The sequence below is a fragment of the Amycolatopsis sp. NPDC039088 genome, assembly GCF_055598845.1.
Window position 1 is genome coordinate 1 of sequence record NZ_JBVKAE010000033.1, and the last position, 14154, is coordinate 14154.

The window sequence follows — 14154 nt, forward strand, 5'->3', positions numbered from 1 at the left end:
ACTTCTTCTTGCCCATAGTCTCCATGATGAGGGACATCCTTCCGGAGGCACACAGCCTCCTGATCTTGGATGTCCGTCAAAACGGGTCACGCCCATCGCCGCTGTGGGTTTGGCGGTGGTCGTCGACGGCGACCGCCAGCGTCAGCAGTGAGTGCCGTAGGGCCTCCACGACGGCGTCGCGGTGAAGGTGGCGCACTCGGTCGGCGGCTAGAGCGAGGTGTTGGTGCAGGACGGTGTTGAAGAGACTGGCGCGTTCACGCCAGGCGGTGAACTCGCGATATTGGCTGACGTGCTCGACAGCGGTCATGAGCCCGGCGGCGCGTTGCTTATCGGCGAGTTTGATCTTGTCGCGGCGGAGTGTGGCTGCGTGGCTCGCGTTGGCTTCGATGGTTTTGAGTACGCGGTAGGTCTGCGTGACGCGGTCGTCGGCGAGCAGGGCTTCCCATCTGCCGTGGTGTGACCGGGTGAGGGCTTCGCGGATGTAGTGCTCGGCGGCGTCGTCGTCCGTCGGGTCGTACGGGAGCGGGTTCGGCACAGTGGTCTCTCATGGGGTGTGCGGTTCACGGTGGCATTCGGCGCAGAGCTGCGCGTCTGGTGGCAGGGGTGCGTCGACGAGGCCGATGTGTCCGCATCGGGTCAGGACCGCGGTGTACTCGCCGGCTCGAATCGGCATCGGGTTCTCACCGACCTGGTGCAGCTCATACCGGGCGGTGAAGCCGACGCACTGTTGGCCTGGAGCGGCTGCTGCGAGGAGCTGCCTCGCGCCCAGCTCGAACGGCAGGTCGAGGTCGAGGTGCGGCCGGGTCAGCGCGTCCATGCCGAGCTGTGGTTCACGGTGCCGGGGGTGCGGGTGCAGCGGGTGCACGGTCGCCAGTACGGCTGTTCCGCCTCCCGAGGGATGGCGGTCCACGGCCGCAGTGGCAGCCTCGGGTGGTGTCCGGCTTCTGCGTCCAAGGGGACGGATCTGGACGCCGTCCGCGACCAGGAAGGCGAGCACGGTCCAAACAGTCATGCCGTAGAGGCCCGCGAGCTCTCGCAGGGTGGCGCCAGCCTGGTAGCGGACGCACAGCCCCAGCGGCGGGTGTGTGTGTCGGCGACGTCGTGGCGATGCGGTGGACCGGTAACTCGTCATCGGCCTTGGCTGACTGGTGTTGTTCTGGCTGAGACGTTCATCGGCGTCGGTGTCCGGGAAGATGAGGTGTGCCGCCTCCACGCGTGAGGAGGCGGCACACCGGGATCGGTTGTCAGGCGGGGTTGCCGGTGCGTGCGACGTGGTAGATCCAGTCCCGCAGCTCCGGGTCACTGGTGAAGACGTCGGGCTGGGTTCCACAGAACCTGGGGTCGGCTGACCGGCTGGCGGTCCCGACGAGCTGGGGTATGCCGTCGATGGTGGCCAGCGCGGGTGTCCCGGAGTCTCCGTAGCAGCTGCCGTCGGTGCCGGAGGGGTTATCGCCGCAGAATTCGGCGCTGGACAGGAACGCTGTCGCGCAGCGCGACGGCGCGGTGACACGGGTGTCGAGCTGCTGCAGATGCCTCGGCAGACCGGAACGGGTGCTGTCAGGCTCGGTCACGCCCCAGCCGTATACGGAGATCTTGTCGCCACGCCGGGCAGCGTCGCGGGCGAGCTGGACGGTCGGCTGCTGTAGCAGGTGGTCGAGCTTGAGCATCGCGGCGTCGAAGACCTTCTTCTTCGGCGCGCCTTCGCCCCATTTCCAGCCGGGATGGATCACGATCTTGCTCACCGACGCGGTCTCTCCACCGGCGAGCCGGTCGAGGCTGCCGACCCGGACGTGGAATTTCTTGTCCGCGGTCGGGATCGGCGCCGAGCCGGAGTTGAACCACTGGATGGCTGTCGCTCGGGCTGCCGCCTCGGTGGGCGGATCCATGACGCAGTGCGCGGCGGTGAATACCCAGCCGCGGAACACCAGGCTGCCGCCGCAAGTGTGGTAATCGACGTATTGCTCACCGTGCTCGGGTGCGTCGTACTGCAGCGAGGTGATCCCCGGCGGCGCGGTCACAGCCGGATGGCCTCCGATCAGCATCGGCTCGATCGACGGCGGAGCTGTGTCGGCAACAGCCGAAACCTTCGGAGCGATAAGCGCGGCCGTGATGCTTGCCATCGCGGCGGCGGCAAGCAACAAGGTATTTCTATTCACCAGAAAGCTTCCTGTCTGAAATTGAGGTCATAAGGTTCCACAATGTATTTCCGGTCAGCTTGTGTGGGAGGTCCGCGTGCCCGCTGATCGCCAGTGGAGATCACCAAACGACACCGCTTCCAGTTTGGGTGTCTTCGATAGTGACGAGGTGGAGACATCCGGACGGTGTCATGGCTAGGCATTGGCTTTCGCCGCGGCCGAAGAGGGCGTCGCCACGGCTCGTCGGGGCTGGTGGTATTCCGCGATGGCCTGGAGGAGGTCGGCAGGCTCGGGAAGTGCCAGTCTCTCGTCCGGCGGGTTTTTCCATGTCACCGAGGCAGACGGGGAAGTTAAGGTCGGCGGCAACGGCACCCATCTCGCGCCTGCCCTCCACCGGCATCCTTCAGGTAGCGCTTCGTGTGAGCGGGGATTCGTGCCCGAGGTTAGGATGATGCGCTGTCCTCGGGGAAGTGCGACGACCGGATAGGACCGCATGATCTCCGGGATGGTGGCGGTGATGCGGTCGAGGGTGCTGGCAGGAAGTTCGAGTGCATCGACTCCATGGCCGCAGACGAGCAGTGCGCCGTAGGGCACCGTCGACCAGCACGAGTCGACGGCTGCGGGCGTCCACAATGGTCGCCTCCACCAGGTAGGCAGCACGGGTTGAAGACACGCGGCCCCTGGGAATCCCAGCCATTTACAGGCGGCACCATCAGCAGCAGCCGGGGAGGCTGGGTCGGGGAAGGTTGCGGGGGTGACGGGCCAGCCGCGCCTGACGGCGAGGCGTGCGGCCCTCCATACTGGTGAGTTGTCGTTCTTGTTCCGCATTCGTATTCCTAGCTCAGTATCAGGATGGCGAGGGTGGCGATGAGGACTACGACGAGCAGTGCAGCGACAGCGTGAGTCGCCATCCTGTGCCCGGCTCGCCGGACGACAGCGTCTCCGTATCCCGCACGGCGGGCAGTCGCGACGCAGCGCGGGCATAGGCGCATGTGCCGAAAGCTTTCGAGATGTCGTTCGTGGCACTCGAATCCACACAACGCCTTCGTGATGCCGGCGAGTTCGTCCCGGCGCCAAGCGTGCCCGCTCGCTGTCGGCGCATACGAGGGGACTAGCCATCGGAGTGTCACGAGAGTTCCTTGTAGGAGCTCGCCTTCGTCTGGGGGCGGCGTCCCGACATGGCGTGAAAGATGGTCGGGGACGCCACCGAGGCGGGCCTGAGGATGGCAAGCCCGCCAGTCATAAGGGGCTCACAGGGCATCTCCGGTGACCATCGTTCTGAGAATGGCTTCGAGGTCAAGTACGGGGATTTCGCATAGCTCGGCGAGGCTGAGGAAAGCCTGGCCCTCCAGCAGGAACGTCGTGACGGGCTTCTCCTGGTTGAGCAGGGTCGTGGCCCAGCGCCGGAGAGGCTCCAGCTCGGGTCGTTCGTCGTCGGCGACCTTCCGCAGGTCCAGGTGGACCCGTACTGGAGTGTCCACGAACACCTGACGCTGGACTCTCTCGATGAGATCAGCTGGGCGCTCGTCCATCGCGAGGCACAACTCGAAGAGACGCGTCACGGAAGTCTGTCGTGTGCCCAGCTCGTACGTCGCGAGAGTCTGCAACGACACGTCGGACTTTAGTCGCTCCAGAAGGACCTTCCGGGTCCACCTGCGACGTTTCCTCAGTGCTCGTAGCTCGCGCCCGAGAACCTTCTGAACGTCGCCCGCGGTTGCACTGGGAGGGACAAGCGACGCCTCGTGGTCGCTGTCGGCCTTCTGGAGGAGCCCGTGGAACTCTAGTGCACTTGTGATCGCGATCGGTCGGTGCCCGAGGGCTTCCGCGATCTCGTTCACCGTTTTCTGGTTGTGGCAGAACAGATCCCGAAGCTGCCGCTTCCCGTTGCTGTTCAGCAGAGGTCGCTTCGGCAGGCCGAAGACGAAGACATGTCGATACAGGCTCGTGCTGCCTATCTCGAACTTCGTCTTGATCTCGTCGATCGTGGTATCCAGGTTGAACCACGCTTCGGAAAATGCCACCTGGAAGCTGTCGACCGCTGGCCCCGTGGTGGGCACATCGTTGCAAATTTCTGGTTGCCTTGTCATCGGCCACCTCGGTCTCGGCTCTGGTCATTCAGTACCCACAGTGCATCCAGCGCCTCACGTACCTCGGCGTAGCTGACGTCGGCTTCGCTCGCGATCTCCGCGATTTCCTTACCCTGCAATCGCTGATTCGCCCACTCCAGATGACGACTGTCCTGAGTAGACAGCCTTCGGTTCTTCCTAGATGAACTCACGATGACCCTGCTGTCGGTCGGACCCGATGAAGCTGGGCCCGGGTAGGTGAATGGGCGTTCCTTGGCACTCTTGCGTTGCAACGCTTCCGCGTCCGGTGGACCGTCCTTGTCTTCGATCGGCCACTGCTGGTTGGCGATCCATTTATGCAAGCTGCGCGCGCGAAGTGGCGGGAACAAGTAGCTCTCGTCCGGTTCCAGTGTTCTCCCGACGGGCCAGAAGACCACGGTCCGCTCCGCTGGCCGGGAGAACCAGTCCATTGACCCCAGCCCCCAGTGCCATGATCTAGACCGGCTCCAGCTCGCACCTGGTCGCAGCAGCGGCCAACTGCTCAAATACCTTTACTCCGCAGTCTCCGAACACCAGGCAGTTCGACAACTCGATCGGGATCCGGGTCGCTGCCTGCTTCTCTACGGTCCCTAGGAGTTGATCCAGCGATCGGAGCTGGCGCATGGTGCACCTGAACGACACGCTCAGGTGGTCCCGGCATCCGCCGGGTACTCCGCACGTGACCATTCTGAGGTGCAGCCCGCTCGGCGTGCGCGTGAAATGACATTCAAGATTGGCCACAAGGGCCGTTCCCAATGTGGCCGCCTCCCTGTGCTCCAAGAGACCTTGAAGGCCGGGCGGGAAATCGAAGCTTTGAGAATTGGCGTGCGAAGAGTGACGTAACCTCCAGCCGCGAAAGCTCATATAGACATCATTGACAGGTCCGAACTCATTCCACGGCAAATCCTCGATGTACTGCTTCATTGCATCTCCCGTATGGAATCTATGCTGCAGGTAACAGCCCGACTCATCGGCTCTTGCCGCGTCGCAAGGCGTTCCCTGCCTTGAGCGGAGCAAGCATGTATTAAGGCAGGCACTCCAGCAGTGGTCGTTATATTTTGCTTTCTCGTGAATACTTCTCGATGAGTGAGGTCAGACTTTCGTAAACGTCACACAGTTACAGGCGTCCTTGACGAGCGATCTGGCTGCACGTTAAACCGAATCGACTCCGTACTAACGCTGTCAACACTGCTCGCTTCACGCTGCAAAGGCGCTCTTGTTATTTCACGTTCTCGATCCAGTTTTGCCTGTTCATTCACGCTGCGGAGCACGATTCGCAGTCGTGTAATATCGCGGTATACCAGGTTTAGTTTGAGTGAGTATTTCTCTGAAATGCTGCGCACCGACAGATTTCTCACTTCATAGTCATGCCTCAATTCCGTGTCGGTGTATGGTCTCGGAGTGCGCCTTGGTCCTTGGGTGCGCATCTGGACATCGGACTCATTGATGACATTGGCGACCCAAGTTGAAGACACCTTGTATTTCGCTGCGATCATGTGCGTGCTCATTTCAACGTTCTCGTCGTACTCGGCCACAATTCGACGAAGCATCAACGGTCCGTAGACATGGTGCCTACGAATCTCGCTCATCGGAAGATGCGCTAAGGCCCAGTCGAGACTAAGGTTCGGCACGTCAGATGTCATGCGCGTTCTCCGCGTGGTTTTGGTTGCCCCGCCCGCCACTTGGCGACTCAAGCAAACGGGCGGGGCGCTGTCTCGGCCGCTCGGGGGGCCTGGCGACCGAGCCAGGTCAGGTGCATTTACTGCGGGCAGTGCGCCTAAGTGTTCTTGTCCTTTATAGCCAGTTGTTCAGCCAGGGTCAGTAAGCGGATAACCATTTGACGATAAAGACTTGTCAGATGCGGGATCGAGGTCCGATGCCCATCGTTCTCAATGAAGTCCAGCCAATGCGAAAGCCAAGCATCAGCTTCGCGAAGCATCTTATTAACCGGCGATCGACGCCGCGTCAAACGGATGGCATCTCGAACGGAACCCTGTATCGAGACCAGCTTGTCGCGTCCCTCCATCGTGCCCGCGCACCTCGGATGAGGTAGCTCGTTAAGCTCACGGCAAGCGGCTCCGATCGCAACCATCTGCCTGGCTTGACGACGACGCCAGTACCTCATCATGGGGTCCACAACCGCGGAGCAGTTCCCCGAACAAGCTTCGGAGCAAGTGGGTCACTCGGTGCGGGCAGCGCAGAAAGTTCACCAAGAACGTAGCTTACGGAGCCTTCCTTCTCCCAGAGCAAACCGCCGCCAGCGCGTTCGCACCGCATGGCCCCGCAGTCGTTCCGGCTCTTGAACCGAACTGCGTCGATAATGCCATCGGAAAGCCAGATGAAGATTCCCTTCACCCGGTCGAGACGTCCTTCGTCATCGAATCCAGGAGTGAAGATCCAGCCTCGCGACACAAGGGCCGATAACTGGTCGAAGTCAGGCGTTACCCAAAGAAAGGCAAGAGGAGACTCGGGTGCAGTCGTCATCGGCGATCACGTCCACGACCATGCTGCGCGGCGCGACGGGCAACCGGAACGATTCGGCTAGGCGCCCTTGTGATCATCGCCGCCGAGGGACCGCCGGCATCATCGCGAGGTAGACGTTCGCTGGAAGGGGCAAGCACGTGAGGCGGCACAAGGGGCCGCCTGAAGAAGTATCGCTGCTGTAGCCAGCTCCATAAGGTGCTGAGCAGTGGCAGCACGGCGGCGGCCAGCATGACCGCAAGAACGACGGTAGGCGCTTGAAGATCAACCACCTACCTACCGTGCTGCCACTCAACTTAAATAATTTAACACGGTGTTAAGGTCGCCCGATCGGGCTAAACGGGCAGTCCGGAGCGATAGGCCATCGCCCGAAGTTCCCGCCCTACGGCGTCCTTCTTTGCCCGCGCAACCAGTTCTCCAAGCGTTTGCCTGGCGAAGCCGTTCCTGTGAACGCGAGCAGGAGCGATCTTCTCGGCTTCACGTAGTGCAGTGACTGCACGTGGCCGCTGCCGAGGAAGCTTCGCTAGGGCCCTGCCATAGTTGACCCAATAGTTCGCCCGTCGAAAGTCGGATGGAAGCTGTGCAGGATCGATCTTCCGTGCGATATCCGCAGTGCCGACGTGGTCACCCGCTTCGAGCGAGACCGACATTTTCCACAGGCCTACGTTCGCCGAATTGAACCCGAACCACGGGTCAGGCATCGAAAGTTGCCCCGCCAATTCCGCCGCTTCTTCGAGCGATGCTGAGCGGGTGCTGTCATCCCGCTTCGCAGCAGCTAACAGGGAAGTGGCCAAATCGATCATGCCGGTGGCCACAATGGCCTCATGTGAACCAGTGCCTGCATTGGCGGCTGCGAGCGCCTTTTCGGCCGTCTTGTACGCGCCTGATTCAATCAGGCCATGAACTGATCCAAAGGTGGCGAGCGCCGTCCATACGGGTTCATCGAGGCGCTCGGCAACCTGCTGTCCAAACGAAGCTGCCACCCAGGAAAGATCTGGCGAGGCTCCTGCGATCGGGAGCCAAGCCTGAGTTCCCTGAAGGTGCAGGGAAACCGCGATGCGCATTACCTCGCGTTCGTTGCGGTTAGCTTTGAGCGTGGTATGAACATCGCGAATTAATGGGGCAAGGTGCTGGCCCATAAAATCGTAATTGCATTCGTGCTTAGCTTTGATCATTTCGTCTACCCGCTGTTGCAGAACTTCTGCGGGGACAATTGCGCCCTCAGGCTCGTCAACGCCTACTGCCATAAGTGCCCTGCGAACATCCGCTAGGCGCCTATCTTGAGGCATGGCGCCTTCTGGTGCGACTAGTTCTGCCGCTATTTCTGAGGGAGCCACCTCGAGGGCGTCTGCGAGGGCGACGATCAGAGAGCGTCGATCAATCGTGCGTATACCCCGCTCGATCATCGAGAGGTATGCGGCCGTGATGCCTGCGCGTCCAGCGACGACTTCCAGCGAGAGTCCTCGGTCGGCCCGAGTCTTCCGCAGCGTTCTTCCGATGCTTGGTGTAGTCATGACCGCTACTCTCCGTAATGCGGCGTGTGCAATACCTGTAATTCCACGGTACACGGCTGCCTGGTTCGACACAGGGTGCCGGGGTTTTGCCTGGTCAACGTAGGTAGTCGGAATGCGTTGATCGTGGCCGACTGCGCTTTTCGTATTGCCCGCCAGCTGTTCACACGCGGTGATCGTCTGGCTACGTTCGATTGGGTTCGAGGTTCCTTCCCCGAGTGTGTATTGGAGGTCCGAGGTGCCTGCAACTGTTGGTGTCCCGGTGGCGGAGGTAGTCGATTCGGTCGAGGTGCTGGAGGTGGGTGAGCTGGCGGCGTTGGTGGGCGAGCCGGTGCCGGTCCGGTGTGGTCTGGATCGGATGACGCCTCGGCGTCTGGAGGAGTTCTTGACGCCGGTCGCGCTGACCGCGCACCTGTAGGGCTGCTGGACCGCGAGCTGGGAGGCGTACTTCTTGATGACCACTGATGATTGGGGACGTGTCAGCATGCAGTTCACTGCTGGCTCGCGGTCCCTCAAGGCACCGGGTGAGTTGTCGTTGGCGGACATGCTGCTGGCGAATGGGATGCCGCCGGGGCTGTTCCAAGCCTATGTGGCCGATGGGGCGGGCGAGCTTCAGGCTGTACCGATGACTTCGGTCTTGGCAGAGGTGCCGGCGGATCGCGAGATCGTTCTGCGGTGTATCCGGAACACCGATATCACCACGCTCCGGGCACCGGCGGTTGACCTCGTGGCGCGGGACGATAGGCCGGTGGCGGCGGTGCCGGATCTCGACGTGGGCGCTCACGATCCGGTCGCGCGGGTCCATCTGGTCGATGAGCACACGTTGCGGGAGATGGTGGCGGTCCGGATCGGGCATTTTCTGAGTCAGTACGACGTCGGGGGCACGATCCTGGCGGGTATTTCCGGCGGCGGGGACAGCAACACCCTGGTCAAGGGGCTCAAGAAGGCCGGTCGCGACGTCGTCTGCTTCACGCTGGCGATGGAGCCTTTGTGGCCGGAGTCCGCAGTCGATCGTGCTCGTGAGCTGTGCGAGGACGCCGGGTTCGAGCATGTGGTGCTCTACGCCCAGGACATGGCCGACTTGCTCGGCATGACGAAAGGCCCGGAAGATCTGTGGGACCGGTTCCGGCGGGACTTCGGGCCGGACGTGGTCCACTTCTTTGGCACGTTCTTCGTGAACCTGGTTGGTCGCCGGATGTGCGAGGACCGGGAGATCCGCAACCTCGCGGTCGGCTACAACCGCGAGGACCTGACGGCCGAGCTGCTGTTCTGCCTGCTCAACGGCAGGCCGCCGCTGACGTACCCGGTCCGGCGGATGGGTGGTGTGCGCTGCCTGTTCCCGCTGTGGGAGTTCCCGAAGCACCTGCTCGACGCCTGCTATCCGCGCTACAGCGCGAGCAACTACAAGGAGCGGGTGGACTCCACGACGCCGCAGCGGTCGGCGATCTACGTCCTGGCGCACGCCCTGGATGCCCTGTACCCGCAGCTGTCGTTGTCGCTGCTCAAGGGCGTCTCCAAGCTCATGAACGAGACCGACGGCTGGGAGCGGCTGACGTCGATCGAGGGCACACCGCTGATGCGGACCGGCATGAGCGACCTGGACGGCGAGCGTCCAGTCCTTGACCTGCTGCGCGAATACTTCGCCGACTGGCGAGAGGCTGCCTGACCGGGCGCGGGAAACCGGCCCCCAGGGCGTGGACGCGTGCCCCTCGCGTGACCACGTCCCTGGGGGCCGGTCCCGTCACCGGGTCGGGTGTTCGGCCAGAATGGCCACCCAACCCACCAACGCACGAGGGACGGTTCATGGCGAAGGTCGAGCCACCATCAGGAACACGTGATTTCGTCGGCGACGAGGTTCGCCGACGCAAGGCCGCGTTCGACACGGTGAGCACGATCTTCGAGCATCATGGATTTGAGCCGCTGACGACACCGGTGTTCGAGCGCCTGGAAGTCTTCGCCGGGAAGCTCGGCGAAGAAGCCTCCTCACTGATCTTCAAGATCTTGAAGCGGGGCGCGAAAGCGGCGAGCGGCGAGGCGGACTTCGCGCTGCGCTACGACCACACCGTCCCGGCCGTCCGCGCGGTGGTCACCCACGGAAGCCGCCTGCCGATGCCGTTCAAGCGGTACGTCATCGATAACGTCTGGCGCGCGGACCGGGCGGCCCGCGGTCGGTTCCGCGAGTTCGTCCAATGCGACATCGACATCTTCGGCTCCGCGTCTCCCTTGGCGGATGCCGAGATCGTGTGGGCGATCAACGCCGGACTCGAGGCGCTCGGCGTCCAGGACTTCACGTTCCAGCTCAACTCCCGGCTGGCCCTGGCCGGGCTGCTGGAGGCTTACGGAATCCCCGACGAGCAGGGCACGCGTGTGCTCGGCTCACTGGACAAGCTGGACAAAGCCACGCCGGAAGCCGTGGTCGCCGAGCTGGTCGACCGGGGCCTGTCCACGGCCGTCGCCGAGGGCCTGGTCGCCGACGTGATCGCCCCCGACGGCGAGCAGGTCCGGGCACGGCTGGCCACGACCGAACGCGGCCGGGCTGGTCTAGCCGATGTGGACCGCCTGCTCGCCCTCACCGCCGACCTACCGGCAGGCCGGGTCCGGTTCACCCCGCGCATGGTGCGCGGGCTGGACTACTACACCGGCCCCATCTGGGAAGTCAGCGCGGAAGGGTTCCCCGGCTCGATCGCCTCCGGCGGTCGCTACGACCAGCTGGTCGCCAAGCTCGGCGGACCTGACATGCCCGCCTGCGGCGGCTCAATCGGCCTGGAACGCATTCTCGCGATCCAGGAAGCCGAAGCGCCGGCCGAACGTGGACTCGACGTCGCCGTGACCGTGCTCGGCGCGGAAGAGGAGATCGTGCGCCTCGCCGGACAGCTGCGCGCCCGCGGGCTCCGGACGGGTGTCTACCTGGGCTCGTCGGGAAAGCTGGCGAAGCAGATGAAATGGGCCAACGACCAGAAAGCCCGCTGGGTCCTGCTCTACGGGCCGGACGAACAGGACAGTGGCGCCGTGACCGTGCGGGACATGGTGTCCGGCGAACAGGCGCAGATCCGCTTCGTCGACGTTCCTGCTGCACTAGCACAGCGAGCATCCGCGGAACCGTAAGCGGCCCCACGGATGAAGGGGCCCCGGCGTCATACCCCGACGCCGGGGCCCCTTCATCCGTGGACCTGCTAATACACCCTTGGTGTACTAGCTCGTCTTCGGCGGGCGGAGTTTCCCGCTGGCTACGCCTTCTGCAAACGCATCCCACTCACCGTGATCAAAGACCAGCACGAAGCCATTCGGGTTGCGGCTGTCGCGTAGCCCGACCGCGTCGCTGGTGAAGGAGACTTCGACGCACTGGTTGTCGGGCGGATTGCTCAGCGGGGATTTCTCCCACTTCGTGAAGGTGGTGTTGAGGTGATCCTTGTGCGTGTTCTGGATCTTCATCTACTCGCTCGTGCCCCTTCTGTTCTCGAGGTGTAGCTCGGCTACAACGACGAGGCGAGGTCGAGCAAGGTTCGGCGGGTCTGCTCGGGCCCGCTGGCTGCCGCCTTCTGGTAGTCCCACAGCTTGAGGTACTGCGCCGTGCGCTTGCTGTTCTCGATGTACTCGCCGCCGTCGTGGTGTTCGAGGTAGATGATGTCAATGGGCGGTGTCGTGTCATAGCCGAAGACGGTGTAATCGTGCCCCTGCCCCATGTAGTAGCCGGCGTTGAACGGCACGATCTGCAGCTCGATGTTCGGGCGATCGATGACCTCGATGAGCTTGTTGATCTGCGCCTTCATGACCGCGCCGCCCTCGGTTCGGCGGAGCGCGGCCTCGTCCACGATGAACCAGAAGTGCTGGTTGGTGTTGTCCAGCACATCCTGTCTCGCAAGACGATTCGCGGCGTAGCTGTCGATCTCATCGGCCGTCAGCGAGGGGCGCCAGGCCCGGGCGTTGGTGCGCATATAGTCCTCCGTCTGCAGGAGGCCCGGCACCACGAGTGCCTGATACGAGGAGTACCTGGTGCAGCTGGGCTCCATGTCGATCAAGAGTCGCAGGTACTGGCGGAACCTGGTGCTGAACGCGCTGCGCTTGGTCCGGCGGGCGCTCTCGGCCTGAAGATCCCGCGTGTAAGCGCGGTCCGATTCGTTCGCGCCATAGCGGTCGAGCAACGCGTTCAGCTCGATCAGCTTGATCCCGCTGCCGTTCTCGATGTGTGCGATCTTCTGCTGCGAGCATCCGAGCACTGTCGCCGCGTCGTCTTGCGTCACGTCGGCGACTTCGCGCAACCGAGCCAGCTGGTTGCCAAGGACGATCTTCATGACGGTCGGTGGCAACGGCAGGTGCTGCGTCACTGAGTCCTTCACCTCCACAGGGTGTCCTGCTACAGCAGGTAGCCGCAATTCACCCATTCGGGCCCTTAGTTAACTTGAGTACACAAGTTAACGTGGTCGGCGTTCGCGCAAGCTTTCCAACTCCTTGAAGGAAGGAGTTGCCTTGAGTACACAAGTTACCACCGGTGTCAGGCTGGGGCCGGGCGTCCCGTTCGTTTCGGCTCGAACTTGCCGAGGCGTCGTGGAGCTAACCGGGGTCGCTGGAGCGGAATTTCCGCACCTCCTGGGTTAGGTGGTCGACATCGCGATGGCCCGCGATGTCGGTTACTTGGTAGGTCGTCGACGCTGACGACCGGATGGTTGCGGTGCGCTCTCGGTTCCCGCAGGGCTTAAGTGTCATCGTCCGGTTTGGTGACCTGCTTGGTGCAAGAATTCGGCGAGCCCGAATTCAGCCAAGGCTGACTAGTGCGGGTCGGCTGGGTAGCGGAAGGCACGAGTGCTGAGCCTTGCTCGAATCTTCTTAGTTGGTGCGACGGCTAAAGAATTGGAGTATGCCCGTGTTGGCTAATCTTGCCTCCTGTTGCGGCGGCTGGGAGGATCCGCGCAGGCATAGCCCCTGTGCGTCCTTCGTCCACTCGGACGGGTCGGGCGATGGGAAATCGCGATCAGCTGCGCGTTATCCGGCCAATGTGACCGCGCGGCGCCGACTGAGTTGTCCGGCAAAGTATGCAACGGAAGGGCGAAGCGCAGGGGCGTGCGGTCAGCCTGATCAGGCGATGGTCACGCCAGTTTACGAACATGACCAAAGTGTGGATCTTCGACTGACAGAGGAAGTTCGCGACGGGAATCTGCGAGCGTACGGCTCTCTGTATGAGCGCCATGTCGTGTCGGCCCGTAACCTTGCGCGCCAACTTGCGCGTTCCGAAATTGAGGCCGACGACCTGATATCTGAGGCGTTCAGCAAGGTTCTGGATGTATTGCGCGCTGGGCGAGGTCCGGGGGCGAGATTCCGCGCCTATCTCTTAACCGTTCTTAGGCATCTTGCTTACGACAGGTCACGTCAAGAACGGAAGTTTAGGTTTGTAGAGGATATTTCCACGGCCGTTGCCCCGGAGCCGTTCAGCGACACGATCCTGGACAGTCTGGAACGGGTCTGTGCGGCGAAGGCGTTCGCTCGTCTCCCGGAGCGTTGGCAAGCCGTGCTCTGGGAGACCGAGGTCGAAGGACGAACTCCCGCGGACGTCGCACCTGAGTTCGGCCTCACTGCTAACGGCGTGTCGGCCCTGGCGCATCGAGCGCGAGAAGGTCTTCGTCAGGCATACCTCGGCGCGCATCTTCGAGAAACCGAGGCGAGGCGATGCGCTCCCACAATCGACTGCCTTGGCGCTTGGACTCGGGGCGGCTTGTCAAAGCGTAAAGCGGACCAGGTCGCGCACCATCTCGCAGAGTGTGAATCCTGCCGAGCCTCGTCGGTGGAACTGGCCGAGTTCAATCCTGTCGTTCGCACTCGGTAGCGCTGCGAGACTCCAGTCGTCCGCCCGAGGCCGGAGTCTGAACACGGTGGGTGATGCCGTACCTGCGATCGGGTGAACCTTTGCTGATGGTATCCAGACAGCGA

General features: G+C 62.8%; 14 protein-coding genes and 1 pseudogene. 4 read left to right on the top strand and 11 right to left on the bottom strand.

Features of this window, described 5'->3' with window-relative positions; genetic code table 11:
- Positions 1-76: 76 nt before the first annotated feature.
- The 9 genes and pseudogenes from ACZ7KI_RS32970 to ACZ7KI_RS33010 form a co-directional block, all read right to left on the bottom strand.
- Complete coding sequence (locus ACZ7KI_RS32970) at positions 77-535, bottom strand: hypothetical protein (protein WP_470276944.1); 459 nt, start codon at positions 533-535, stop codon at positions 77-79.
- Positions 536-544: 9 nt separating this feature from the next.
- Positions 545-1012 (bottom strand): hypothetical protein, encoded by a 468-nt coding sequence (locus ACZ7KI_RS32975; RefSeq protein ID WP_470276945.1) that lies wholly within the window; start codon positions 1010-1012, stop codon positions 545-547.
- Between the two features lie 232 nt (positions 1013-1244).
- Positions 1245-2042, bottom strand: a complete 798-nt coding sequence (locus tag ACZ7KI_RS32980; protein WP_470276946.1) for a S1 family peptidase — start codon at positions 2040-2042, stop codon at positions 1245-1247.
- A gap of 288 nt (positions 2043-2330) precedes the next feature.
- Positions 2331-3254: a bifunctional DNA primase/polymerase gene (locus tag ACZ7KI_RS32985; RefSeq protein ID WP_470276947.1), complete on the bottom strand. Its 924-nt coding sequence runs from the start codon at positions 3252-3254 to the stop codon at positions 2331-2333.
- Between the two features lie 131 nt (positions 3255-3385).
- Positions 3386-4192, bottom strand: a complete 807-nt coding sequence (locus ACZ7KI_RS32990) for a helix-turn-helix domain-containing protein (RefSeq protein WP_470276948.1) — start codon at positions 4190-4192, stop codon at positions 3386-3388.
- 26 nt (positions 4193-4218) lie between these two features.
- Entirely contained in the window at positions 4219-4638 is a 420-nt protein-coding gene (locus ACZ7KI_RS32995; RefSeq protein WP_470276949.1) for a hypothetical protein, read from the bottom strand.
- Positions 4639-5349: 711 nt separating this feature from the next.
- A complete protein-coding gene (locus tag ACZ7KI_RS33000) occupies positions 5350-5883 on the bottom strand; it encodes a hypothetical protein (protein WP_470276950.1) in 534 nt (177 codons plus the stop codon).
- Between the two features lie 1173 nt (positions 5884-7056).
- A complete protein-coding gene (locus ACZ7KI_RS33005) occupies positions 7057-7896 on the bottom strand; it encodes an XRE family transcriptional regulator (protein ID WP_470277033.1) in 840 nt (279 codons plus the stop codon).
- 153 nt (positions 7897-8049) lie between these two features.
- Positions 8050-8235, bottom strand: a pseudogene (locus ACZ7KI_RS33010) (helix-turn-helix domain-containing protein); the annotation flags it as partial.
- 259 nt (positions 8236-8494) lie between these two features.
- On the opposite strand from ACZ7KI_RS33010, the gene ACZ7KI_RS33015 reads away from it, so the two are divergent.
- From ACZ7KI_RS33015 to hisS, 3 genes are all read left to right on the top strand, one after another.
- On the top strand, positions 8495-8650 hold the full coding sequence (locus ACZ7KI_RS33015) for a hypothetical protein (RefSeq protein WP_470276951.1): 156 nt from the start codon (positions 8495-8497) through the stop codon (positions 8648-8650).
- Positions 8651-8716: 66 nt separating this feature from the next.
- On the top strand, positions 8717-9898 hold the full coding sequence (locus ACZ7KI_RS33020) for a tRNA lysidine(34) synthetase (protein ID WP_470276952.1): 1182 nt from the start codon (positions 8717-8719) through the stop codon (positions 9896-9898).
- Positions 9899-10035: 137 nt separating this feature from the next.
- Positions 10036-11337: a histidine--tRNA ligase gene (hisS, locus tag ACZ7KI_RS33025; protein WP_470276953.1), complete on the top strand. Its 1302-nt coding sequence runs from the start codon at positions 10036-10038 to the stop codon at positions 11335-11337.
- Between the two features lie 87 nt (positions 11338-11424).
- Here the strand turns inward: hisS and ACZ7KI_RS33030 are convergent, their stop codons facing one another.
- Entirely contained in the window at positions 11425-11664 is a 240-nt protein-coding gene (locus tag ACZ7KI_RS33030; protein WP_470276954.1) for a DUF397 domain-containing protein, read from the bottom strand.
- A gap of 41 nt (positions 11665-11705) precedes the next feature.
- The gene (locus ACZ7KI_RS33035; RefSeq protein WP_470276955.1) at positions 11706-12557 is read right to left on the bottom strand and encodes a helix-turn-helix domain-containing protein; all 852 of its coding nucleotides are present in this window, start codon (positions 12555-12557) and stop codon (positions 11706-11708) included.
- Between the two features lie 755 nt (positions 12558-13312).
- On the opposite strand from ACZ7KI_RS33035, the gene ACZ7KI_RS33040 reads away from it, so the two are divergent.
- Positions 13313-14050, top strand: coding sequence for a sigma-70 family RNA polymerase sigma factor (locus ACZ7KI_RS33040; RefSeq protein WP_470276956.1), 738 nt, complete (start codon positions 13313-13315; stop codon positions 14048-14050).
- The last annotated feature ends 104 nt before the right edge of the window (positions 14051-14154 follow it).